We start from the raw sequence: 23,751 nt of genomic DNA, 5'->3' as shown, positions 1-23,751 counted from the left end.
GGACTTCATCGAGTGATGACAACTCCTTGATTTCGGGAGCCGATATGCATCATACTAACCGAACCCTATTCGGTATGTCGGCGGAATCTTCCGGCGATCGGTACACGTCGGAGGAACATTCAATATGTCTGTCGTATGGCTGACCGGTGCAACGATCATCGACGGGACGGGCGCCGACCCGATCGAGAACTGCGCTGTTGCTGTGGAAAACGGGCGCATCAGTGCACTCGGTGGCACGCCACCTGCGGGGGCGGAGGTGTTGGACTGCACCGGGCTGACAATCACGCCCGGCCTCATCGACGCGCACGTTCATCTCGGTGGATCGAGCGATCTCGCACCGAGTCTGCGGCGTCAGATCTCGGTAGCCGAGCTCGCTGCAGACATGTTCGCGACCTGCGCATCGACCCTCGACGGGGGATTCACCACTGTTCGTGACTGCGGCGGAATCGACGGTGGACTCGCCGGAGTTGTCGCCTCGGGCAAGATTCCGGGTCCGCGGATCATTCAGTGCGGCCCGATCCAGTGCCAGACCGGTGGACACGGACACCTGGCGGCCGAGTGGGAGCCGACTTCGGACTGGTCCGATCACGACATCCCCGGATTGCGTTGTATGTCTCTGCTTTCCGACGGTCCGCACGAGATGCGAAAAAACGTTCGCGAGACGTTTCGCAGGGGTGCCGACTTCCTCAAACTGTGCGTCACCGGGGGAGTGGTATCGACTCACGACAAGCTAACCGATACCCAATTCACGGTCGACGAGATCGAAGTTGCCGTCGAGGAAGCCAATGCGCGCGGTACCTATGTCACGGTGCATGCCCACAACAACGAGGGAATCCGAAACGCTGTCACTGCCGGGGCAAAATGCGTCGAGCACGGCTCCGATATCGACGACGAGACCGCCAAGTTGATGGCCGAGCACGACGTCGCCTTGGTGCCGACGTTGGCTGTGGTGCAGGCGCTCTCGGACAGTGCGGCGTCGGCGGGTCTGCCCGAATCGATTTCGGCTCGCATCGGAAAGATGATGCAGGGGCAGATCGACGGGCTCCTCGCCGCTCGAAATGCCGGGGTCAGAGTGGGGCTGGGATCCGACCTCATCGGTACCGATCAAACGGGCCGTGGGATGGAGTTGGTCCTGCGCGCCAAGGTCGAAACACCCATGGATGCACTGGTTTCCGCTACCCGGATCAACGCCGACATTCTCGGAATCGCCGACGAGGTCGGCACCATCGAAGTCGGTAAGTTCGCCGACCTCGTTGCCTTCCGCGGCAATCCGTTGACGGATCCCTCGATCTTTGCCGATCGTGAGCGGATCGCACTCGTCATCCAGAGTGGGCGAGTGGTGAAGGACTGCCGCTAGATCAGCAGCGAGTGGCAAGGTCCGTCAGGGTCGAATGATCAGCTCGGCTGACTGGTAAGCCATAGGAAATCGCGACGGTCAGGTACTTGCCGGCGTAGAAGCATCGGTACGCAGGATCGGGCGGCAACCAGTCACTGGGCGTGCTGTCGCCTTTCGCCTGGTTGTCGGGGCCGTTGACGGCCAACAGGTTCAGAGACATGTCGTTCGCGAACCTCATCCGCAACGCAGGAGTCCAGGAGTTCGCGCCGAAGTCCCAGGCCGCGGCGAGCGGGAAGACGTGGTCGATCTGGACGGACTTGGCCTGGCTGCGTTCGAATTCGATGCGATCTCCGGAGTACGGGTCGGTCATCGCGCCGGACAGTACGACGCAGTCACGTGTTCCCGGTTTGAACACCACGTCCGAGAGATCTTGGGCCAGGACGTTGTTGCGGGTATCGCACCCGTCGTGGCCACCAGGTGCGTCCTGGTCGTCGGACCACGCGGGGCCGAAGACGCAGGCCTCGCCGTTACCGCAGCCGCGCTGGTATCCACCCGGATGTGGTCGGGTGTCGACAATCGCGGTCCGGGACAGCAGCGATTCGAGCTCCGATCGTGTCGGGCTGCCCGGGGCCGACTCGAGACGCTCGTCCCCGAACCATCCGCAGGACGCGACGAGACATACGAGCACGAGCGTCGACAGGATCGCAGATAACCGTGCAACCACCTGTGCCCCCGTCCGTCGTAGACGGTGATTCAACGCCGCCCGTCGTAGACGGTGATTCAACGCCGTCCGTCGTAGACGGTGATTGAACCATCGGGGGCCGACAGGAATCAGCCAAACTCGATCACCACTTTGCCGGCGGCATGGCCGTCTTCGACTGCAGCGAGCGCTTCCCCAGCGCGGGAGAATGGGTACCGCCCGGACACGGACGGGTCGAGGATCCCGTCGGCCACGAGCGCCGCGATCTCCGTGAATACTGCTGTAGTTCTTCGGCGTTCGACACCACCGCCGCCGAGTCGGCTCGCCGCCAGAGGATCGGCGATGCTCAGGATCGGTGCGTCCGGTCGGGCGAGCTCAGCGCCGCGAGTGAGAGTGTCCCCGCCGACCAGGTCGAAAACCGCGTCCACTCCGACTGGGGACAACGCGGACGCGTCGTCTGCGAAGCCGTCCCCCGACGCAACCCAACGTGCTCCCGCTTCCTCGATCGCGGTTCTCTTGGACTCGCTCGCGACACCGATCACGTTGATACTCCGCGCCAGAGCAAGCGCGATCGTGCTGCGACCAACGCCGCCGCCGGCGCCGAGCAGCAGGAGTGTCGCCCCGGGTTTCAGACCGAGATCGTGGAGTGCGTCGTAGGCCGTTCCTGCCGCAACCGTCAGCACTGCGGCATCGGCCCAGGACACGGTAGGCGGCTTGTGTGCTGTCGAGGAGACGTTGAGCAATGTCGACGCGGCGTAGCCGCCGAAGCCGGTCGCGGTAGCGCCGAACACTTCGTCGCCGACCTCGAACTCGGTGACCCGCGGACCTACTCCGATGACAACACCGGACACTTCGCGGCCCAGAACCGCAGGCAGCGTCACCGGGACAGTATCTTTTCGAGTACCCGCGCGAACTTTCCAGTCAGCGGGGTTGACGCCCGCCGCTCGGACCGACACCAGCAGTTGGCTGGCACCGGGCGGGGGCAAGGTGACGTCGAAGTAGGACTGTGTGTCGGGTCCGCCGTACTCGGTGAAGCCGTATGCCGTCGTCATGCCTGCCAGCCTATTGCCCGGTAGGCGGGAAGTGGTGTCGGTGGCACCTGATTGGATGGTCGGATGCTGCATGGACTCTGGTCACCGGGATCGGGGCTCAAACTGTGGGTCGACGGGCACGAGGGTGCCGGGACCGACGATCCCCGTGATCCGGTCAGTGCTGTCCTGCATCGCAAGTTCCGTCATCGTGTGAATGTCGCTATGCCGCCCGTACCTGGCGGGCCTTTGCAGAGTGAGTACGCAGCTGTTGCGTTGGCGCCGCCGGACGCAGTCGATCTCCTGCTGCGGTTCAAGGCCGACGATCAGCGAATTGCGGGAGACCTGCACTTTCTCGTACATGTGGCGCGAGGAATAGACCGGTGGGTGCGCGCCGGACGGGTGGTCCCCGCACTGACGCGGGCTGAAGGAAGTTGGTGGCCACGCTGGCAGTTGTCGGTGGGGGAACGCCAGCGCGCCTGGATCGGCGAACTGGTCGTGGCGATGCCGCCGGTGCAGCGGGCGGTCGGTTCGCCGAGGGCGACGATCGAAGACATCACGAACGAACTCACGGACCCGATCGTTCGTCGTGCTCTCGGGGACTCACATCCGGTGGTGCAGACCCCGCTGTGGCAGGCCGTGTTGTCCGGGGACGCTTTCGACGACGTGTCGTTACGAGCGGCCGAGGGACTCGCCGAATGGGGGTCGACGTTCACCGCCGGAGAGCCGGACTTGGTTCTGCGGCTGATCGAGCCTGAACTCGACGACAATTCCGATCCCGACGACGATGCGCTGTGGCGTCTGCAAGTGTGTTTGCGTCCTGAAGGTGAAGCGCCCGAACGTGTTCGACTGCACCGGGCAGATCCCAAACGTATCCAGCTCGGCAGCCGCAAGCTCGAAGACGCAATCAAGGCTTACCCACGTTTTCGCGACGTGCCGCGCGACGAGGACAGCCTCGACCTGTTGCTGCCCACACCTGTCGTGATGGACCTGGTCGGACACGGCGCGATTGTCCTGCGAGAGCGAGGGATCACGCTGCTGCTTCCTCGCGCATGGAACGTGGTGTCTCCATCCCTGCGTGTGCGCGTGACCTCGGCGGCATCTCCGATCGTTGCGGAGAATCGTACGGTCGGTATGGACCAATTGCTGGAATACGATTGGGAATTGGCGCTCGGAGACAAGGTACTGACCGCCGAGGAAATGACCCGACTCGTCGATGCGAAGTCCGATCTGGTCCAGTTGCGCGGCGAGTGGGTTCAGGCGGACAAAGACGTCCTGGCCCGCGCGGCTCGTTTTGTCAGTCAGCGGCACTCGAGCGGGGACCGAGCGATCGTCGATCTGATCAAGGACTTGATCGCCGACGACCTCAAAGACCTGCCGGTCGAGGAAGTGAAAGCAACCGGATGGGCCTCGGCACTGCTCGACCAGTCGGTGGCTCCGCGGCAGGTGGCGGTACCGTCGACGGTCAACGCGACTTTGCGTCCGTATCAACGACGCGGTCTCGACTGGTTGGCGTACATGAGTGCTCTCGGGCTCGGCGCTGTTCTGGCCGACGACATGGGTCTGGGTAAGACGCTGCAACTGTTGGCGTTACTTGCGCACGAGAAGTCCAAGACAGCAACCCTTTTGGTGTGCCCGATGTCGGTTGTGGGTAACTGGCAGCGTGAATCGGCGCGATTCGTGCCGAGCTTGCGCGTCTACGTTCATCACGGTTCGGATCGCGCTACCGGGGCGGAGTTGGAACAGGCAGTTCGTGAGAGTGACCTCGTGATCACCACCTACGCGCTCATGACCCGCGACGTCGCGGCCCTCAAGGATCTCGACTGGCGGCGCGTAGTGCTCGACGAGGCTCAACACATCAAGAACGCCAAGACATCTCAGGCGAGAGCTGCTCGCAGCATACCCGCGGATCATCGTGTTGCTCTGACCGGAACGCCGGTGGAGAACCGACTGGACGAGCTGCGGTCCATCCTCGATTTTGCCAATCGCGGTGTGCTCGGCTCGGAGCAGATGTTCCGCAAAAGGTTTGTCGTACCGATCGAGCGGGAAAAAGATCAGCTTGCCGTCTCGCGACTGCGAGCCGTCACGTCCCCCTTTGTGCTGCGGCGCGTGAAGACCGATCCCGCCGTGATCGCGGATCTCCCGGAGAAGTTGGAGATGACGGTTCGAGCGAATCTCAGCGAAGAGCAGGCCGCGTTGTACCGCGCCGTGGTGGACGAGATGATGGCGCAGATCAAGGGGACGGAAGGGATGAAGCGCAAGGGCGCCGTCCTGTCTGCGCTGACCAAACTCAAACAGGTGTGCAATCATCCCGCGCACTTCCTGCGCGACGGTTCGCCGGTGATGCGCCGCGGGCAACACCGTTCGGGAAAGCTCGGACTGGTCGAGGACATCGTCGAGTCGGTCATCGGCGACGACGAGAAGGTTCTGTTGTTCACACAGTTTCGTGAGTTCGGCGAATTGGTGGTGCCGTACCTGGCCGACCGGTTCACCACCGAAGTTCCGTTTCTCCACGGCGGAGTGTCGAAAGCCGGGCGCGACGCCATGGTCGAGGCATTCCAAGGTGAAGGCGGCCCGCCCATCATGGTGCTCTCGCTCAAGGCCGGCGGCACGGGTCTGAATCTCACGGCGGCCAACCATGTGGTTCACCTCGACAGATGGTGGAACCCGGCGGTAGAGAACCAGGCGACGGACCGTGTCTTCCGCATCGGTCAGAGAAAGAACGTTCAGGTACGCAAGATGGTGTGCGTCGGAACCTTGGAAGAGCGAATCGACACGATGATCGCGAGTAAAAGTGAACTCGCCGAACTTGCAGTCGGGACCGGTGAGAACTGGGTGACGGAGATGAGCGTCGAGCAATTGGACGAGTTGTTGCGACTCGGCGACGACGCGGTGGGCGAATGAGTCCGCGCGGCAAGGGCCCCGATTTCAGCGAGTACACCGGGCCTCGACGGCGAGCACCCGCGCCGGTCAAGCCTCGTCCAGCGTTCGGGAGGACGTTCTGGGGCAAGGCTTTTGTTCGGGTCGTCGAAGAGATCGGCGACAAACCTCGTGTCACGCGTGGGCGTACGTATGCGCGTTCGGGTCAGGTCTTGGCGCTCGACATCGAACCAGGAGTGGTGACGGCCGAGGTTCAGGGCAGCCAACTTCAACCGTTCGTTTCCACGCTGTCGATCGACACCCTTGACCAATCGGATATCGACGACATCATCACCAAGATCCGCCGCGTGCCGGGAAGTCTTGCCGCACTGGTGTCCGGCGTTGTCCCGGACATGCTTGCTGCTCAACTGATACCGGACGGCCCGTCGGCTTTTCGCTTCGACTGCACCTGCCCCGATGTCGGTTGGCCGTGCAAACACGCTGCGGCCGTGGCGTTCTTGACCGCGGAGCGAATCGACACCGATCCGCTCAGGTTGCTGAGACTTCGCGGGGTCGACCTGGAGCAGTTGATCGGGGGAGTGGAAGACGAGTCGACTGTTTCGGTGGACGTCGAGAATTGGTTCGGAATCGCGGCTGCCCTCCCTGCGCTACCGAAGGTGCCTTTTCGCGCGGCGATCGACGATCTGGATATCAGGCGGTTGCGCGAGGCGGTTGCGGCATTGGGATTGGACATGGCTCAGCAGAACGTCGCCTTGGACGAAATACGGTCCATCTACCGACGGTTGGACGGTTGAAATCGGACAACTCCGGACTGGTGCTAGTTTCCTGTCGTAAATTCCAGTATCGTTAATTGGACCGGTCCGGTCGGGACCTGCCTGCGATTTCAGGTCGTTGTCGTCGGCGAATAGACGACTATTCATTTCTCGGAGGGACAGTCGCTGTGATGCCCGTTCATTTGCGCGACAGCGCAATACCCAAACACGAACAGTTGCGCACCATTCTCCTGCGCAAGTGCACCCAAGAACTCCAGCCTGGCGACTTGATGACCAGCGAGCGAAACCTGATGCAGGACTACGGCGTCAGTCGGATCACCGTTCGCGAGGCAATCGGGCAACTGGTCAATGACGGACACCTCGTTCGCGTGCGTGGCAAGGGAACCTTCGTTGCGCACCGTGCTGTCCAATCCAAGCTGCACCTTGCATCCTTCACCGAGGAAATGCGCGCCCAGGGGCATCACCCCACGACGGTGGTCCTGGTCAGCGAACAGGGGCCGGTCCCCGAAAATACTGCTGCCGCACTGAATATGCGACCGGGTTCCGACGGTTACCACGTCAAGCGCTTGCGCCTTGCCGACGGCGAGCCGGTGAGCGTGGACGACGGCTGGTTCAATCCCGAACTGTTGCCGGGTTTACTCGACATGGACTTGACGGGTTCGATCTATCGGGCAACCGCCGACAAGTACGACAAGCCGATCGATCGGGCAGAGCAGACAGTCAGTGCCGATGGTGCCAGTACGGAGATCGCGACTCTCCTGGGCACTCGTAAGGGCGCTCCGGTTCTGTACTTCGATCGAGTGTCGTTCAGCGAGATCGCACCGGTCGAGCACACTCGCAGTTGGTACCGATCCGACCGCTACCAGTTGCAGATGGAAGTCCAGGGCCAAGCGCGGCCCAAAACGCGCGGCGACCAATAGTCATCGTTCGAAGCGAAAGGGCGAGCACACCTTCCGGTGTGCTCGCCCTTTGCGTTACGCCGACCAGTCGAACAGAGTGTCGCCAGTGGCGACGTCCCCACCGACGGAAGGGGATTCGACGGTGTCCGGTTTGGAATCCATCACGACTACCGGGCAGATCGCCGAGTAACCGGTCGTGTCGATGTGCGCTGGATCGAAGCTGACAATGGGATCACCCGCATCGACGGTGTCACCCTCGGCGGCGATGAGGGTGAATCCGTCGCCTTCCAGCTTGACCGTGTCGATGCCGATATGGACCAGCACGCCGGTGGCTTTCTCGCCGAAGATCACGAACGCGTGGGGGTGAAGTTTCAGGATCTTTCCGCTGATCGGCGCCACGACCGTGAGCGGGCCCTGACCGCGGGCGGGTTCGATCGCGACGCCCGAGCCGACCATCTGCTGAGCGAACACCGGGTCCGGTACGTCAGCGAGTGCGACGACCCGACCGGGGAGCGGGGCGAGGACGACCGTCACAGGATGTCCTCGATGTCCTCGGCAAGGGTGTCGGCCTCGGGCCCGACGATGACCTGGACAACCGTTCCGGCCTTGAGTACGCCGTGTGCGCCGGCAGCCTTGAGAGCGGACTCGTTCACCTTCGCTCCGTCCTTGACCTCGGTACGCAGGCGGGTGATGCAAGCCTCGATCTCGACGATGTTCTCTGCGCCGCCGAGGCCTTTGATGATTGCTTCCGCTTTCGACATTTGCTGCTCCTGATTGTCGGGTTGGTCGTGATCGTTGAACGGTCGTACAGGTGGGCTGACTAGTTGCTGGTCAAGGCTATCCCGGTTACGTATGTCACATTTGGGTGTTGACAACTCGCCTCCACCAGGTAAAACTACAACTGGTTATGACCGGACAGTACCCGTTGGAAGTCCGGCTCCACAACAGTTTCGACAAAACGGTTTCGGCCTCACTTCCGAGCAAGAACCGTGACCTGCATTTTCACGAAACCTGCACGTGTACGACACCCGAATTTCCAGAACCAGCGGCCGATCGCGACGCGGCCCGGCGAACGAAGAAGGTCCTTGATGACTCTCGAAGACACCCCGAAGAAGGAATCGAAAGTGTTCGCCGGGGTTCAACGCCTCGGCCGAAGCTTGATGCTTCCGATCGCCGTTCTGCCGGCTGCGGGAATCTTGCTCCGCCTCGGCCAGGACGACCTGCTCGGGCGATTCAGTTCGATGCACAGTGCTGCTGCAGTGATCTCTGCGGCAGGACAAGCAGTCTTCACGTGGCTGCCGCTGATCTTCGCCGTCGGTATCGCGATCGGCTGGGCCAAGAAGGCCGACGGATCGACTGCCTTGGCAGCCGTCGTCGGCTACATGGTGATCGACGGCGTGTTCAAGGCGATGTCGCCGATCGTCCTCGAAGGGAAGACCGACCCGAACGGGGATCAATCCCTGATCAACTACGGTGTGCTCGCCGGTATCGTGATGGGCTTGCTGTCGGCGATCTTGTGGCAGCGGTTCTATCGAACGAAGCTTCCCGATTATCTCGGGTTCTTCAACGGGCGCAGGCTGGTTCCCATCCTGACAGCGATCACCGGTCTTGTGGTCGGTGTCCTGATGGCATTCGTGTACCCCTTGTTCAACTCCGGCCTCAACTGGGTCGGTGAAGCAGTTGCTTCCAATACCGTTGTGGGCGGCGGCATTTACGGCGCAGCGAACCGCCTCCTGATCCCCACGGGCCTGCATCACATCTTGAACTCCGCCGTGTGGTTCCTGATCGGCGACTACCAGGACGCGAGCGGTCAGATCGTTCGCGGTGACCTCAATCGGTTCTTCGCCGGCGACCCCTCCGCCGGTACGTTCATGACCGGCTTCTTCCCGATCATGATGTTCGCCCTCCCCGCTGCAGCCTTCGCAATCTGGCGCAACGCCAAGCCTTCTCAGAAGAAGCTCGTCGGCGGCATCATGCTCTCCACCGGCCTGACCGCATTCCTCACCGGTATCACCGAGCCGCTCGAATTCTCCTTCATGTTCGTCGCGTGGCCCCTGTACGTCATCCACTCGCTCCTGACCGGAACGTCGATGGCCTTGGTCAATGCGCTGGGGATTCACGACGGATTCACGTTCTCCGCAGGCTTCTTCGACTACGTGTTGAACTTCGGCAAGGCAACCAATGCATGGATGTTGATCCCGATCGGACTCGGCTACGCCGTGATCTACTACTTCCTTTTCAGCTTCGTCATCAAGAAGTGGAATCTGCGCACGCCAGGACGAGAAGAAGAGGTCGAGGTGGCTGCAGGTGAGCCCGACCCAGCGCTGCTCGAGGCCGAACTGGCACTGGCTGCCGAAGGTGACAGCCGCACCGACGCCCCGCTCGTCGCCGAACTGGAAAACAAGCTCGACAAGGAACTGGAAGGACGCTGAACATGGCGATCGCAACCACGACAATCGGATCCCGTGTCGGACTCCACGCACGACCCGCAGCGCTCTTCGCGCGCGCCGCAGCCGATCTACCGGTAGACGTCACCATCGCGCTCGGCGACGGCGAACCCGTCGATGCCTCCAGCATGTTGTCTGTCATGACTCTCGGTGCAGCATTCGGGGATTCGGTGACCTTGCGTGCTGACGGTGACGGCGCCGACGCTGCGGTCGGTTCGCTCGCAGAGCTTCTCGCATCCGAACTGGACGAAGCCTGATGACGGCGAGTGTGGACAACCGCATCGCGGGTATCGGAGTGAGCGCGGGTTCGGTCTGCGCGCCGTGGTTGCGATTCTCCACGCCTGAGCCGACCTCGGCGGCGGACCCGATCACGGGCAGTCCCGAGGCGGAGCTGATCAGGATCCGTGAGGCACTGGACGCCGTCGCGGAGGAACTGCTCTCGCGTGCAAAGACAGTCGAGGGCGTCTCCGCGGAGATCCTGACGACGTCGGCTGCGATGGCGCGCGACGCGGGCATCGTGAAGGCGGCCAAGGCGAACCTGGAATCGGGGCTGCCGACCGCACACGCCGTCGCAGTCGCCTTCGACGCCTTCTGTGAAAAGCTCACGGCGCTCGGCGGGTACATGGCCGAACGGGCAACCGATCTGCGCGATCTCGGGCAGCGAGCTGTGGCCGTTCTTCGAGGGGAGCCGATGCCCGGAATCCCCACTCCCGGTTACCCGTACATACTGGTGGCGCGCGACCTCGCTCCGGCGGATACAGCGACGCTGGGCACCAGTGACGTGGTCGGATTGTTGACTGCCGAAGGAGGTCCGACCAGCCATACGGCTATCTTGGCGAAGTCGCTCGGAATCCCGGCCGTGGTCAACTGTTCGGGAACCGATCTGCTGGCGGAGGGGAAACTTCTCATCCTCGACGGCACCACCGGGACGGTCACCATCGATCCCTCGGCAGAAACGCGCGAGCGCGCTGTCCTCGAAGCATCGTTCGTGGCAGAGCAGTCGGCTTCGGCACAGGGTCCAGGACGCACGCGTGACGGGTTCGCGGTGAGGTTGTCGGCCAACATCGGAACCCTCGAGGACGCCGCGCGGGCCGGAGCGGCGGATTGCGAGGGCGTCGGACTGTTCCGTACCGAATTCTCGTATCTCGGGCGTCACGACGCACCGTCGGTGGAGGAGCAAGCACAGACGTACGCGTCGGTGCTCGGGCACTTCGCCGGACAGAAGGTGGTGGTCCGCACTCTCGATTCGGGTTCGGACAAGCCGTTGCCGTTTCTCGATCTCGGGGTCGAGGAGAATCCGGCCCTTGGTATCCGCGGGCTCCGTGTCGGCACGGTTTATCCCGACACACTCATCAGCCAGCTCGACGCCCTCGCGGCGGCAGGCAATGCGACGGGCGCCGATCTGTGGGTCATGGCGCCGATGGTAGCTACGGCCGACGAGGCGAAAGACTTTGCAGAACTTGCGCGTTCGCGGGGGATCGGCAAGGTCGGAGCAATGATCGAGGTTCCAGCTGCAGCGTTGCGGGCGAAGGATATCCTCGAGCACCTCGATTTTGTCAGTATCGGTACCAATGATCTGAGCCAGTACACCTGCGCCGTGGATCGTATGGCCGGAGGCCTGGCCCAACTGCTCGATCCGTGGCAGCCGGCGGTCCTCGATCTGATCGCGATGGTCGGTCAGGCTGGCGCCGATGCCGGGAAACCTGTTGGTGTGTGCGGAGAATCCGCGTCGGACCCGCTGTTGGCTCCGGTTCTGGTCGGTTTGGGCGTGACGAGTCTGTCGATGTCGGTCCCGGCATTGGGCGCAGTTCGCGCGCAACTGGCCTCTCTCGATCTGGCGGTGTGCAAGGACATGGCCGCGGCGGCGCGGGGCGCGCGAAACCCGATCGAGGGTAGAGCGGCCGTCGCGCGGATTCGCGAGTCGGCATGAGTACATCAGGCTCGGCTACTGTCGGCGATCCGATCGTATTGCGGGGAACTGTGATCGGATCTCCGGCCGGGAAGATTCACGACGGAGTCGTCGTCGTGGACGGCGAAAAGATCAGTTGGGTCGGCTCGGCTGCGGACTATGTGGCGTCCACACCCGTCGTCGTCATTCCGGAACGCACCGACGCGGTGATCATGCCCGGCTTGATCGATGTCCACAGCCACGGCGCCGCGGGTGCTGGTTTCCCGAACACCGACGCCGATGGAGCGAGCCGCGCGGCGGCGCATCATTGTGAGCACGGCACGACCGGAATGCTGGCCAGCCTGGTCTCCGCACCGCGCGCAGATCTGGTGCGACAAGCAACGATGCTCGCCGATCTGGTCGAACGCGGAGAACTTCTGGGTATCCACCTCGAGGGGCCGTTCATCAACGGCGTCCGCTGCGGTGCCCAGGATCCGGCAGCGATCATTCCCGGTGATCCGGATCTGCTCGAAGCCGTGTGTGACGCCGCGCGGGGGACCGTGCGGTCCATGACCTTGGCGCCCGAGACCGAGAATTTCGAAGAGCTGCTCGCGATCATGCGTCATCGCAACATCGTGCCGAGTTTCGGTCACACCGATGCCGACGCGGCAACGACGTCGGCGCGGATCGATGCTGCGGTGCACGGGGATTGGGCCGGACAGATCAGCGCGACCCACCTCTTCAACGGGATGCCGCCCCTGCACCATCGATCTCCGGGTCCCGTCGCGGCGTGCCTGGCGGCTGCCGCGAGAGGCGAGATGGTGGTGGAACTGATAGCAGACGGTGTGCATCTTGCACCCGAGACCGTGTCGATGGTCTTCGATGCTGTCGGACCGGACCAGATCGCCTTGGTCAGCGATTCGATGGCCGCTGCGGGAATGGACGACGGCGACTACCAACTCGGTGCGCTCGACGTCACCGTACAGGCGGGCGTCGCACGGCTCGCGACGACCGACGGCTCGGTCGGCGCGATCGCCGGAGGGACCGCGAGGTTGCTCGACGTGCTGCGCAGCACCGTCTTCGACGGCGGCGTCGCGCTGGAAGACGCTGTCGCAGCGGCAACTCGGAGCCCAGCGCATCTGCTGGGGCTCGGCGACCTGATCGGATCGCTAGCCGTGGGCTGCCGAGCCGACATCCTGATCACCGATCGTCACTTGCGCCTGGGGCGTGTACTACTCGGCGGAAAAGTCGCCGGAAAGGAAAAATCATGGAAATCGTAATTCAGCCGACACCCGCGGAGGTCGACTCGACCGTCGCGGACATCGTCGAAGGCTACGTCAGAGCCGGGGCGACGACGCTCGGTCTCGCAACGGGGTCGTCGCCGATCGGAACCTATCGTGAACTGGCAGCGAGGCATCGCGACGCCGAACTCGACTTCTCGCTGGCTCGGGCATTCCTGCTCGACGAGTACCTGGGATTGCCGAAACGCCATCCGCAGTCGTACTACTCGGTGATTCGGTCGGAGTTCGTCGATCACGTCAACCTGGATCCCGCGATGGTGTCCAGTCCCAACGGTGAAGCGCCGTGCCCGGAGCAGGAGATCGCCCGGTACGACCAGAGCATCGCGGCGGCCGGGGGAGTGGACGTGCAGTTGCTCGGCATCGGTACCGACGGCCACATCGGCTTCAACGAGCCCGGATCGTCGTTGACCTCGAGAACTCGCGTGAAGACGCTGACCGAGCAGACCCGGATCGACAACGCACGCTTCTTCGACGGTGTGGACGACGTCCCACATCACGTGCTCACCCAGGGGCTCGGAACCATCAGCGATGCAAGGCATCTGGTGATGATCGCGACCGGAGAAGGCAAGGCTGACGCGATCGCCGCTGCCGTCGAAGGTCCGTTGTCTGCTTTCTGCCCGGCTTCGGTGATGCAATTGCATCGCCATGTCACCGTCGTCATCGACGAAGCTGCGGCCAGTTCACTCAAACTTGCCGACTACTACCGGTATGCGCTCGAACACAAGCCGTCGTGGCAGTCCTTCTGACATGACGGTTCTGGAGCTGGCTGTGCAGGACGTGCGGGGGGCGAGGATCGCGCGTTCGGTGGGAGCGACTCGAGTCGAGTTGTGTGCGGCACTCGGCCCGACGGGGGGATTGACGCCCAGCATCGGAGTGATCGAGGCTGCGACGGAGGTGGGGATCGCGGTTCACCCGCTGATCCGTCCGCGCGCCGGAGGTTTTGTGTTCTCACCCGACGAAGTGTGGGTGATGGAGCACGACGTACATGCTGCTGTGGCCGGTGGAGCTTCCGGCATCGTGATCGGCGCGCTGACAGAAGACAATTCGATCGACACCGTCGTGCTGCGCCGCATCATCGGATGCGTGGACCGTGCGCGGGTCGAGGTGACAGTACATCGTGCGATGGACGTGGTGACCGACCGTCTGACCGCGCTGGACGAACTGATCGACCTGGGCGTGACCCGCGTGCTGACGTCCGGGGGTGCCGATACCTGTAGTGAGGGACTCGACGAGATCGGTCGAATGGTCGAACATGCCGCAGGCCGGATCCAGATCATGGCCGGTGGCGGAATCACCGTCGACGACATCCCGGCAATCGCCGCCGTCGGCGTCGATGCGGTGCATCTCTCGGCACGCAAGGTTGTCGCGGTGTCCGGTGGCCCGGGCGGGGGATCGGACGGATACGACGTCACCGATGCAGTAGTCGCGCAGGAAGCGGCAGCCGCGCTCCGCGCTGTGCGCCTTTATTAACCCCCCGCGGTTAATAAAGGCGCACAGCCCTTGGGCTCTAGACATACATGGACATCCAACTATAGGATGGTAGACATATTCACTGCTGCCTCCTGGGCGGTCCATACGAGCAAGGAACGGGTTAGCACAATGGTTGAAAATGCGACGGTTCACGAGTTGACGCACTTCGTCGGTGGCAAGCGTGTTCCCGGGACATCTGATCGATTTGCGGACGTGTTCGATCCCAACACCGGCAAGGTGCAGGCCCGCGTTCCCCTCGCGAGCAAGGCCGAGACCGAAGCCATCATCGCCAATGCCGAAGAGGCGCAGCAGGTGTGGGCAGCGTTCAACCCGCAGAAGCGTGCCCGCGTGCTGATGAAGTTCCTGCAGCTCGCCCAGGCCGAGATGGATTCTCTGGCCCGCCTCCTCTCGTCCGAGCACGGCAAGACCGTCGCCGACGCCAAGGGCGACATCCAGCGTGGCCTCGAGGTCATCGAGTTCGCTGTCGGCGCTCCGCACCTGCTCAAGGGCGAATTCACCGAGAGTGCCGGCACCGGCATCGACGTGTACTCCATGCGCCAGCCGCTCGGCGTCGTTGCAGGCATCACGCCCTTCAACTTCCCCGCGATGATCCCGCTGTGGAAGGCCGGCCCCGCCCTCGCCGCCGGTAACGCCTTCATCCTCAAGCCCTCCGAGCGCGACCCCTCCGTCCCGCTGCGCCTGGCTGAACTGTTCCTCGAGGCGGGACTGCCCGCGGGTGTGTTCAACGTGGTCAACGGTGACAAGGAAGTTGTCGACGTTCTGCTCACCGACGACCGAATCAAGGCTGTCGGCTTCGTCGGCTCCACGCCGATCGCTCAGTACATCTACGAGACGGCCGCAGCTCACGGCAAGCGCGCACAGTGCTTCGGTGGCGCCAAGAACCATGCGATCGTCATGCCGGACGCGGACCTCGACGAGGTTGCCGACGCCCTGATCGGTGCAGGCTACGGCAGCGCCGGCGAGCGTTGCATGGCCATCTCGGTTGCCGTTCCCGTCGGCGAGGAGACCGCGGACGCTCTTGTTGCGAAGCTGAAGGAGCGCGTCGCGAAGCTCAAGATCGGTCGCAGTGACGACGAAGGCGTCGATTTCGGACCGCTCGTTTGCCAGGATGCCCTCGACCGCGTCAACAACTACGTGCAGATCGGCATCGACGAGGGCGCAACGGCAGTCGTCGACGGCCGCGGCTTCACCCTCGAAGGCCACGAAGGTGGATTCTTCGCCGGCGCAACCCTGTTCGACAACGTCACCTCGGACATGCGCATCTACAAGGAAGAGATCTTCGGACCCGTCCTTCAGGTGGTCCGCGCTGCCGATTACGAAGAGGCACTGCGTCTTCCGACCGAACACGAGTACGGCAACGGCGTCTCCATCTTCACCCGCGACGGCGACACCGCGCGTGACTTCACCGCTCGCGTCAACGTCGGCATGGTCGGCGTGAACGTGCCGATCCCGGTCCCGATCGCGTACCACACCTTCGGTGGCTGGAAGCGCTCCGGATTCGGTGACCTGAACCAGCACGGTCCCGACTCCTTCCGCTTTTACACCAAGACCAAGACCGTGACGCAGCGCTGGCCTTCCGGCAAGAAGGAAGCAGGTCAGGAGGGTCGCTCCGTAGACTCCGCTCCTGACAACCACTTCGTCATCCCCACGATGAACTGATCGGAACACTTTCCATGTTTACTCTGACCGATGACGAGCGGGCGATTCGTGACACTGCCCGCGACTTTGCGGCCGAGCATCTGGCGCCCAACGCAGTGGAGTGGGATCAGACCAAGCATTTCCCGGTGGACGTCCTCCGTAAGGCGGCGTCCCTGGGAATGGGCGGTATCTACATTCGTGAAGACGTGGGTGGCAGTGAGCTGAGTCGCGTCGACGCTGCCCGGATCTTCGAAGAGCTGGCCAAGGGCGATCCGTCGATCGCCGCGTACATCTCCATCCACAACATGGTCACGTGGATGATCGACCAGTTCGGCAACGACGAACAGCGCCACAAGTGGGTTCCCGGACTCTGCTCGATGGATCAACTGGGCAGCTACTGCCTCACCGAACCCGGCGCTGGCTCCGATGCTGCGGGCCTGAGCACCAAGGCCGTTCGTGACGGCGACGACTACATCCTCAACGGCGTCAAGCAGTTCATTTCCGGCGCAGGCACTTCCGACGTGTACGTCGTGATGGCACGCACCGGATCTGCCGGTGCCAAGGGGATCTCGGCGTTCATCGTGCCCAAGGATTCGCCCGGACTGTCGTTCGGTGCCAACGAGATCAAGATGGGCTGGAACGCGCAGCCCACCCGTCAGGTGATCTTCGAAGACGTGCGAGTTCCTGCCGCCAACATGCTCGGTGAAGAGGGCAGCGGATTCCGCATCGCCATGAAAGGTCTCAACGGCGGCCGGCTGAACATCGCCGCCTGTTCGGTTGGTGGGGCCCAGGCAGCGCTGGAGAAGGCAGTCGCATATCTGGTGGACCGCAAAGCTTTCGGTTCGGCACTGATCGAGTCGCAGGCCCTGCAGTTCCAGCTCGCCGACATGCGTACCGAACTCGAAGCGGCCAGGACGTTGCTGTGGCGCGCCGCTGCCGCACTCGAAGACGGAGCGTCCGACGTCGTGGAGTTGTGTGCGATGGCCAAGCGCTTTGCCACCGACACCGGATTCGACGTAGCCAACAAGGCCCTCCAGCTTCACGGCGGGTACGGCTATCTTGCTGAGTACGGGATCGAGAAGATCGTCCGCGATCTTCGGGTTCATCAGATCCTCGAAGGCAGCAACGAGATCATGAGGGTGGTCATCGCCCGCAGCGTGGTCGCATCAGGTCAGGGAAAGCAGGGAGCAGCATGAGCGACGAGCTCGAGGTATCGATCGAAAAGCGTGACGGACTGGGGCTCATCACTCTCAACCGTCCCAAGGCGATCAATGCCCTCAACCACTCGATGGTCAAGGCGATGGCCAAGGCCCTCGAGGAATGGAAGTCCGACGACGACGTCAAGGCAGTCGTACTCACGGGCGCCGGCGAGCGTGGTCTGTGCGCCGGCGGCGACATCGTCTCGATCTACCATGACGCCAAGGACGGCAAGACCGGTTCGCTCGACTTCTGGCGTGAGGAGTACATCCTCAACTCCGAGATCGCGAACTACCCGAAGCCGTACGTCGCGATCATGGACGGGATCGTCATGGGCGGTGGCGTCGGAGTGTCCGCACACGGCGACATTCGCATCGTGACCGAGCGCTCGATGATCGGAATGCCCGAGACCGGAATCGGTTTCATTCCAGACGTGGGCGGAACTTACCTGCTCTCGCGTGCTCCCGGTGAACTCGGGACGCACATCGCGCTCACCACGGCGCGACTGAGCGCCGGCGATGCCATCGCAGCAGGTTTCGCTGACCACTTCATCCCGTCGGAGAACATCGAGACGTTCATCGCCGCACTCGCGTCGTCTTCGGTTGCCGACGCCGTGGCGCAGTACGCGGAGCCGGCTCCGGTGTCGGAACTGTTGGCCCAGCAGAGCTGGATCGACGCCGCGTACTCCGCCGACGACGTATCCACCATCGTCGAGCGTCTTCGCGCAAGTGGAATCCCCGAAGCGGAGAAGGCAGCGGAGCAGATTCTCGGCAAGTCCCCGATTGCACTGTCGGTGACCCTGCGATCCCTGCGACATGCCAAGGAAGCAGCAAGCTTGGAAGAAGTCCTCAACGAGGAGTTCCGGGTCTCGACCGCTGCGCTCGCCTCACACGATCTGGTCGAGGGCATTCGCGCCCAGGTCGTGGAGAAGGACCGAAACCCGAAGTGGTTGCCGGCAACTCTCGACGACGTCACGGCAGAATCCGTCGACGCCTACTTCGCCCCGCTGGGCGACAACGAGCTCGGACTCGCCCCTCAACCGCAAGGCAACTGATCACCGCCGAAGGAGCATCACTAATGAGCACCATTGGATTTATCGGACTCGGTCACATGGGTGGCCCGATGGCGGCCAATCTCGTCAAGGCCGGACACAAGGTCGTCGGTTTCGACCTGGCACCTGCGGCGCTGGAGCAGGCAGTCAAAGACGGTGCATCGGTGGCGGATTCGGCGGTCGACGCCGTTCGCGGTGCCGACGTCGTGATCACGATGCTGCCGAGCGGTAAGCACGTTCTGGGTCTGTACGAAGAGCTGCTACCGGTGGCAACACCGGGCACGCTGTTCATCGACTGTTCCACCATCGACGTCGCCGACGCCCGCGAGGCACACGACAAGGCCGAAGCGGCCGGTCACCGCAGCGTCGACGCACCGGTCTCCGGTGGAGTCGTCGGGGCTACCGCAGGCACGCTGGCATTCATGGTCGGCGGTTCCGAGGCTGACTTCCAAGCCGCGTCACCGTTGCTGGACGTGATGGGCCGCAAGGTCGTTCACTGCGGCGACGCCGGTGTCGGCCAGGCAGCCAAGATCTGCAACAACATGATCCTCGGCATTTCGATGATCGCGATCAGCGAGGCGTTCGTGTTGGGCGAAAAGCTCGGCCTGAGCAACCAAGCGCTCTTCGACGTGGCGTCCAACGCCTCGGGGCAGTGCTGGGCACTGACCACCAACTGCCCGGTACCGGGACCGGTGCCCACCAGCCCGGCCAACAACGACTACCAGCCTGGCTTTGCTGTTGCACTGATGGACAAGGACCTGGGTCTGGCAGCAAATGCGCTGCGCAACAACGGCGTCGATGCGGAGATCGGACTCAAGGCCGCCGAGCTCTACAGTCGCTTCCATGCCGCAGGCGGTGGCGGTCAGGACTTCTCTGCCATCATCAACGACATCCGTGACCGTTCGACCGAAGGACAGTAGTGACCGACTTCAACACCATCATCCTCGAGCGTAAGGGTCGCGTCGGCGTCATCACGCTCAACCGCCCGAAGGCTCTCAACGCGCTGAACTCCGAGCTGATGAACGAGGTCGTCGCCGCGGTTGCCGACCTCGAGGCGGACAACGGCATCGGAGCCATCCTGATCACCGGTTCCGAGCGCGCCTTCGCCGCCGGTGCCGACATCAAGGAAATGCAGTCCAAGACGTACATGGACGCATACGTCGAGGATTTCTTCACCCCGTGGGATCGCGTCGCAGCAGCTCGTAAGCCGCTGATCGCCGCCGTCTCCGGATACGCGCTCGGTGGTGGCTGCGAGCTTGCGATGCTCTGCGATTTCATCATCGCTTCGGATACCGCGAAGTTCGGCCAGCCCGAGATCAAGCTCGGTGTCATTCCGGGTATCGGTGGCTCGCAGCGCCTTACGCGCGCCGTGGGCAAGGCCAAGGCCATGGAGCTGTGCCTCACCGGCCGCAACATGGACGCAGAAGAAGCCGAACGTGCAGGCCTGGTTGCCCGGATCGTTCCGGCCGCCGATCTGCTCGACGATGCCTTGAAGACCGCAACCACCATCGCCGAGATGTCGCTGCCGATTGCGATGATGGCCAAGGAAGCAGTCAACCGCTCCTTCGAGACCACCCTCGCCGAGGGCGTCCGCTTCGAGCGTCGGGTGTTCCACTCGACCTTCGCGACGGAGGATCAGAAGGAAGGCATGACCGCGTTCGTGGAGAAGCGGTCGGCAGAATTCAAGCACCGCTGAATTTCAACAGCGCTGAAACTGCCCTCACACTCGTCGAGAGTGTGAGGGCAGTTTCTTTGTGTGTACGGGTGGTCGGTTCACCACTTGGTCGGTGCGCCGCCGGTGTCGAAGTCACCCGCAGTCTTGCGAAGTTCAGTGAGGATCGTCACCAATTGCTCGAGCTTGTCCTGCTGGAGTCCGGGGTGAGCGAACACCTTGCTGTTGAGCATTTCGGTCGCTTCGAGGGCCAGTGCGCGACCCGCGTCGGAGATCTCGATGAGCGTTGCACGGCGATCGCTGGGATGCGGGACCCGCCTGACCAACTCCGCTTTCTCCAAACGGTCGACGGCATTGGTGACGCTGGTGGGGTGAACCTGGAGTCGGGCACTTGCCTTGGCCATCGGGAGTGCGCCCGACCTGGTGAAGGTGAGAAGCGTCAGCAGTTCGTAGCGGGCGAAGGTCAGCCCGAGAGGCTTGAGTACCTCTTCGACCCGCGCCATCATGATCTGCTGCGCACGCATCACCGACGTGACCGCAGCCATACCGTCGGCGACATCGCTCCAACCGTGCTTCGTCCACTGACGATGCGCCTCTTCGATGGGGTCGAGGGGGAGCGGCGCGGGGGGAGACATAAGTTCGATCATCCCATGCTGGCAAGCGGTCGGGTGCCTTGTCTGATTGTGTGTCGCAGCCGCTTACGTCTGTAGAGTCCCACGGGTGATTTCAATCCTCGTAGCGGGTGGCGTCTCGTTGTTCGTCGCGCTCTTCCTGACTCCGTTTCTCATTCGTGTGCTTTCGCGGCAGGGGCTCGGGCACGAGATTCGGATCGAGGGTCCGCAGAGTCATCAGGGCAAGCGTGGCACCCCGTCGATGGGCGGGATCGCGATCATCGCCGGTATGTGGGCGGGCTACCTGGCGGCACACATCATCGGATTCGGCTCGCGGCTACCGCGGCTGTCTGCATCCGGTTGGCTGGTTCTCGCGCTCGCCACGTCACTGGGAATCGTCGGCTTTCTCGACGACTTCATCAAGATCCGTAAGAAGCGCAATCTCGGGCTCAACAAGACAGCGAAGACCGTCGGTCAGCTGGCGAGTGCCATCATCTTCGGCATTTTGTTCCTGCAGTTCTCCAACAACAACGGAGTCACTCCCGGAAGCCAGTACCTGTCCCATGTTCGTGACATCTCGGTGTTCTCCATGGGTGCCATCGGCTTTGTGGTCTTCTTCTGCATTCTGGTGTTCGCCTGGTCCAACGCCGTCAATTTCACCGACGGCCTCGACGGTCTCGCGGCCGGTTCGATGGGCATGATCCTGGGGACCTACGTCGTCATCGCCGGTTGGCAGTACCGGAACTCGTGTGTCCTCGAGCCTGCCGCCGGTTGCTACGACGTTCGTGACCCTCTCGATCTAGCGATCGTCGCTGCCGCCGCAGGCGGGGCGTGCCTCGGCTTCCTCTGGTGGAATGCCGCCCCGGCTCAGATCTTCATGGGCGACACCGGCTCCTTGGCACTCGGCGGCCTGGTTGTCGGTCTGTCCGTCACGACGCACACCGAACTGCTGATGGTCGTCATCGGCGCCCTGTTCGTGGCTGAGATCCTGTCGGTGATCATCCAGGTTCTGGTCTTCCGATCATCCGGCCGACGCGTATTCAAGATGGCCCCGATCCATCATCACTTCGAGTTACTCGGTTGGCCGGAAACCGTCGTGATCGCAAGATTCTGGATCTTCGTCGCGATCTCGTGTGTCCTGGGACTTGCCACCTTCTACAGCGAGTGGTTCTCCGCTGCCGGTTAGACCGATTCACTCTTTCGGGTCGTAGCCAGAAGAGCGATCAGGCCGAGCGACACACACGCCGTCATCGTGACGGCCAGGGCTGTGCTCGTGTTTCCCAGTAGACCGACTGCGGGCGCGATGGCCGCACCGACGCCGAACTGGAATGCACCGAGCATTGCCGCGGCAGTACCGGCCGCTTCGCCGTGACGAGCGAGCGCCAGTGCCGGGGCGTTGGGCAGAACAAACCCGATGGCACCGGCCATGACCCACAGTGCGATCACGAATCCGGCGAGCCCGCCCAGTTCCAGGACCGCGACAGCGATGACTACAGCGCCTGAGACAACCGCAGCCACGAGCGCCCACTTGGTGATCTGCTGAGGAGTCCAGCGGTCCAGCAGTCGGACGTTGACCTGCGAAGCGCCGATCAACGCAATCGCGCCCGCACTGAAAAGCAGCGCGAACTCCTGCTGGTTGAGGCCGTACTGATCCTGATAGACGAACGACGCGCCTGAGACATACGCGAACAATGACGCCATGCCAACGCTGGAGACGAGCGTCAGGACCATGAATGTGCGGTCGCCGAGCAGCGAACCGTAGGTACGGAGAACCGACTTCAATCCGCTCGGGCGACGCTTTTCCTTCGGCAGTGTTTCTGCGAGTCCGAACGCACCGATCATCGCTGTGCCGACGCCGATCAACGCCAGGACGACGAAGATTCCGCGCCAGTCGAGGGCGACGAGGAGAGCGCCGCCGATGCTGGGCGCCAGGATCGGTGCCACACCGAGCACGAGCATCAGCCGGCTCATCACGACGGCAACGGTGTTACCGCTGTAGAGGTCGCGGACGATCGCCATGGTGACCACTGCCGCGGCTGCCGCGCCCATGCCCTGGAAAACCCGCAGGATGCCGAGGACAGCGATGCTCGGTGCGAAGACTGCCAGCAGCGAAGCCAGGATATGGACGCCGATTCCGGCAAGCAGCGGCTTCTTGCGGCCGAGGGTGTCCGAGAGCGGCCCGACCAACAGCTGTCCGAGCGCGAGGCCGATGAGGGTTCCGGTGATCGTCAGCTGAACCGTTGACGACGAGACTCCGAGATCGGCGCCGATATCCGGCAGCGCGGGCAGGTACATGTCGATGGTGAAGGGCCCGAGCGCCGTCATGGAACCGAGGGCCAGGATCTTGCCGACGCTCGGCTTACGATCGACACTGCTCGTTTCCAGCGGAGCTGCCTTCACAGGCGGGGCTGCCTCTATGGGCGGGGCTGCCTTGACGTGCGGGGCAACGGCGGTGTTCTCGGCACTCATGAAACCTTCTGGGTTGTCTGGGTCTGGCGAACTGCTCGGTCGTTCGGTCGAATTTCGGGCCGCAATCGAATGACCTGCGCCCACCGAGGGAGTCAGCATCGAGACTGACCGATTTGTTCCCGAAGGGCCCGCACTTTTCCCAGAGACTGGAACGCTTGGTGAGAATGCACTCGAATCATGCTGAGCGGAACTGTGGTTCGAGATCGTCACTCAGGGCAGAGTTACTCACTGACGCGGGTGTGGCTGAGTGGCTAGGCACCGGCCTGCAAAGCCGTTCACACGGGTTCGAGTCCCGTCATCCGCTCGTCTCGGAGACCGGCAGGCATATCGCCTGCCGGTCTCTCTTGTGTGGTCCTGGTTCGCGGGGTCG

22 protein-coding genes and 1 tRNA gene are annotated in these 23,751 nt (G+C 63.0%); 17 read left to right on the top strand and 6 right to left on the bottom strand.

The window, feature by feature from the left end; all coding sequences use genetic code 11:
- Positions 1–124 precede the first annotated feature (124 nt).
- A complete protein-coding gene (locus ACBG85_RS18830) occupies positions 125–1,357 on the top strand; it encodes an amidohydrolase family protein (RefSeq protein ID WP_341514441.1) in 1,233 nt (410 codons plus the stop codon).
- Between the two features lies 1 nt (position 1,358).
- On the opposite strand, the gene ACBG85_RS18825 is transcribed toward ACBG85_RS18830, so the two are convergent.
- Together ACBG85_RS18825 and ACBG85_RS18820 are read right to left on the bottom strand one after the other, a co-directional pair.
- On the bottom strand, positions 1,359–2,060 hold the full coding sequence (locus ACBG85_RS18825) for an HNH endonuclease family protein (protein ID WP_341514440.1): 702 nt from the start codon (positions 2,058–2,060) through the stop codon (positions 1,359–1,361).
- Positions 2,061–2,167: 107 nt separating this feature from the next.
- Positions 2,168–3,088, bottom strand: a complete 921-nt coding sequence (locus ACBG85_RS18820; protein WP_372024327.1) for an NADP-dependent oxidoreductase — start codon at positions 3,086–3,088, stop codon at positions 2,168–2,170.
- A gap of 63 nt (positions 3,089–3,151) precedes the next feature.
- On the opposite strand from ACBG85_RS18820, the gene ACBG85_RS18815 reads away from it, so the two are divergent.
- From ACBG85_RS18815 to ACBG85_RS18805, 3 genes are all read left to right on the top strand, one after another.
- The gene (locus tag ACBG85_RS18815; RefSeq protein WP_372024325.1) at positions 3,152–5,968 is read left to right on the top strand and encodes a DEAD/DEAH box helicase; all 2,817 of its coding nucleotides are present in this window, start codon (positions 3,152–3,154) and stop codon (positions 5,966–5,968) included.
- Positions 5,965–6,738 carry an SWIM zinc finger family protein gene (locus tag ACBG85_RS18810; protein ID WP_047270178.1) on the top strand — a complete coding sequence of 258 codons (774 nt, stop codon included), beginning with the start codon at positions 5,965–5,967 and terminating at the stop codon, positions 6,736–6,738. The genes ACBG85_RS18815 and ACBG85_RS18810 overlap by 4 nt, the downstream gene beginning before the upstream one ends.
- Positions 6,739–6,887: 149 nt before the next feature.
- Positions 6,888–7,637, top strand: coding sequence for a GntR family transcriptional regulator (locus ACBG85_RS18805; protein ID WP_007726130.1), 750 nt, complete (start codon positions 6,888–6,890; stop codon positions 7,635–7,637).
- 54 nt (positions 7,638–7,691) lie between these two features.
- On the opposite strand, the gene ACBG85_RS18800 is transcribed toward ACBG85_RS18805, so the two are convergent.
- Positions 7,692–8,150, bottom strand: coding sequence for a glucose PTS transporter subunit IIA (locus tag ACBG85_RS18800; RefSeq protein ID WP_019749215.1), 459 nt, complete (start codon positions 8,148–8,150; stop codon positions 7,692–7,694).
- Entirely contained in the window at positions 8,147–8,377 is a 231-nt protein-coding gene (locus tag ACBG85_RS18795) for a glucose PTS transporter subunit EIIB (RefSeq protein ID WP_003941324.1), read from the bottom strand. The genes ACBG85_RS18800 and ACBG85_RS18795 overlap by 4 nt, the downstream gene beginning before the upstream one ends.
- 327 nt (positions 8,378–8,704) lie before the next feature.
- Here ACBG85_RS18795 and ACBG85_RS18790 point away from each other — a divergent pair, with 327 nt between their 5' ends.
- The 11 genes from ACBG85_RS18790 (at position 8,705) to ACBG85_RS18740 (ending at position 20,325) form a co-directional block, all read left to right on the top strand.
- Positions 8,705–10,048: a PTS transporter subunit EIIC gene (locus ACBG85_RS18790; protein ID WP_003941307.1), complete on the top strand. Its 1,344-nt coding sequence runs from the start codon at positions 8,705–8,707 to the stop codon at positions 10,046–10,048.
- A 2-nt stretch (positions 10,049–10,050) separates the two neighbouring features.
- Positions 10,051–10,320, top strand: coding sequence for an HPr family phosphocarrier protein (locus ACBG85_RS18785; RefSeq protein ID WP_003941322.1), 270 nt, complete (start codon positions 10,051–10,053; stop codon positions 10,318–10,320).
- Positions 10,320–11,993: a phosphoenolpyruvate--protein phosphotransferase gene (ptsP, locus tag ACBG85_RS18780; protein WP_083059485.1), complete on the top strand. Its 1,674-nt coding sequence runs from the start codon at positions 10,320–10,322 to the stop codon at positions 11,991–11,993. Before ACBG85_RS18785 ends, ptsP begins: the two co-directional genes overlap by 1 nt.
- Complete coding sequence (locus tag ACBG85_RS18775) at positions 11,990–13,231, top strand: N-acetylglucosamine-6-phosphate deacetylase (RefSeq protein ID WP_230358841.1); 1,242 nt, start codon at positions 11,990–11,992, stop codon at positions 13,229–13,231. Before ptsP ends, ACBG85_RS18775 begins: the two co-directional genes overlap by 4 nt.
- A complete protein-coding gene (nagB, locus tag ACBG85_RS18770; protein WP_007726140.1) occupies positions 13,219–13,998 on the top strand; it encodes a glucosamine-6-phosphate deaminase in 780 nt (259 codons plus the stop codon). The genes ACBG85_RS18775 and nagB overlap by 13 nt, the downstream gene beginning before the upstream one ends.
- A gap of 1 nt (position 13,999) precedes the next feature.
- Positions 14,000–14,722, top strand: coding sequence for a copper homeostasis protein CutC (locus ACBG85_RS18765; protein WP_075833746.1), 723 nt, complete (start codon positions 14,000–14,002; stop codon positions 14,720–14,722).
- 129 nt (positions 14,723–14,851) lie between these two features.
- Positions 14,852–16,402 carry a CoA-acylating methylmalonate-semialdehyde dehydrogenase gene (locus ACBG85_RS18760; RefSeq protein WP_042445510.1) on the top strand — a complete coding sequence of 517 codons (1,551 nt, stop codon included), beginning with the start codon at positions 14,852–14,854 and terminating at the stop codon, positions 16,400–16,402.
- Positions 16,403–16,416: 14 nt separating this feature from the next.
- On the top strand, positions 16,417–17,577 hold the full coding sequence (locus ACBG85_RS18755) for an isobutyryl-CoA dehydrogenase (protein ID WP_064075262.1): 1,161 nt from the start codon (positions 16,417–16,419) through the stop codon (positions 17,575–17,577).
- Positions 17,574–18,632 carry an enoyl-CoA hydratase/isomerase family protein gene (locus ACBG85_RS18750; protein WP_372024320.1) on the top strand — a complete coding sequence of 353 codons (1,059 nt, stop codon included), beginning with the start codon at positions 17,574–17,576 and terminating at the stop codon, positions 18,630–18,632. Before ACBG85_RS18755 ends, ACBG85_RS18750 begins: the two co-directional genes overlap by 4 nt.
- Before the next feature lie 23 nt (positions 18,633–18,655).
- Complete coding sequence (gene mmsB, locus ACBG85_RS18745; RefSeq protein ID WP_003941308.1) at positions 18,656–19,549, top strand: 3-hydroxyisobutyrate dehydrogenase; 894 nt, start codon at positions 18,656–18,658, stop codon at positions 19,547–19,549.
- On the top strand, positions 19,549–20,325 hold the full coding sequence (locus tag ACBG85_RS18740) for an enoyl-CoA hydratase (protein WP_003941374.1): 777 nt from the start codon (positions 19,549–19,551) through the stop codon (positions 20,323–20,325). The genes mmsB and ACBG85_RS18740 overlap by 1 nt, the downstream gene beginning before the upstream one ends.
- A 77-nt stretch (positions 20,326–20,402) precedes the next feature.
- Here ACBG85_RS18740 and ACBG85_RS18735 read toward each other — a convergent pair whose 3' ends face one another.
- A complete protein-coding gene (locus ACBG85_RS18735) occupies positions 20,403–20,936 on the bottom strand; it encodes a MarR family winged helix-turn-helix transcriptional regulator (protein ID WP_020970065.1) in 534 nt (177 codons plus the stop codon).
- Positions 20,937–21,021: 85 nt separating this feature from the next.
- On the opposite strand from ACBG85_RS18735, the gene mraY reads away from it, so the two are divergent.
- Complete coding sequence (gene mraY, locus ACBG85_RS18730; protein WP_372024316.1) at positions 21,022–22,098, top strand: phospho-N-acetylmuramoyl-pentapeptide-transferase; 1,077 nt, start codon at positions 21,022–21,024, stop codon at positions 22,096–22,098.
- Here mraY and ACBG85_RS18725 read toward each other — a convergent pair.
- On the bottom strand, positions 22,095–23,381 hold the full coding sequence (locus ACBG85_RS18725; protein ID WP_372024314.1) for a multidrug effflux MFS transporter: 1,287 nt from the start codon (positions 23,379–23,381) through the stop codon (positions 22,095–22,097). The two genes, mraY and ACBG85_RS18725, sit on opposite strands and share 4 nt — an antisense overlap.
- 233 nt (positions 23,382–23,614) lie before the next feature.
- Here ACBG85_RS18725 and ACBG85_RS18720 point away from each other — a divergent pair.
- A tRNA-Cys gene (locus ACBG85_RS18720) sits at positions 23,615–23,685 on the top strand.
- The last annotated feature ends 66 nt before the right edge of the window (positions 23,686–23,751 follow it).

It is taken from the genome of Rhodococcus sp. NyZ502 (assembly GCF_041464245.1).
Lineage (GTDB): Bacteria > Actinomycetota > Actinomycetes > Mycobacteriales > Mycobacteriaceae > Rhodococcus_F > Rhodococcus_F qingshengii.
The sequence above is the reverse complement of the archived record's forward strand: the minus strand, read 5'-3'. Positions and strand labels throughout refer to the sequence as shown.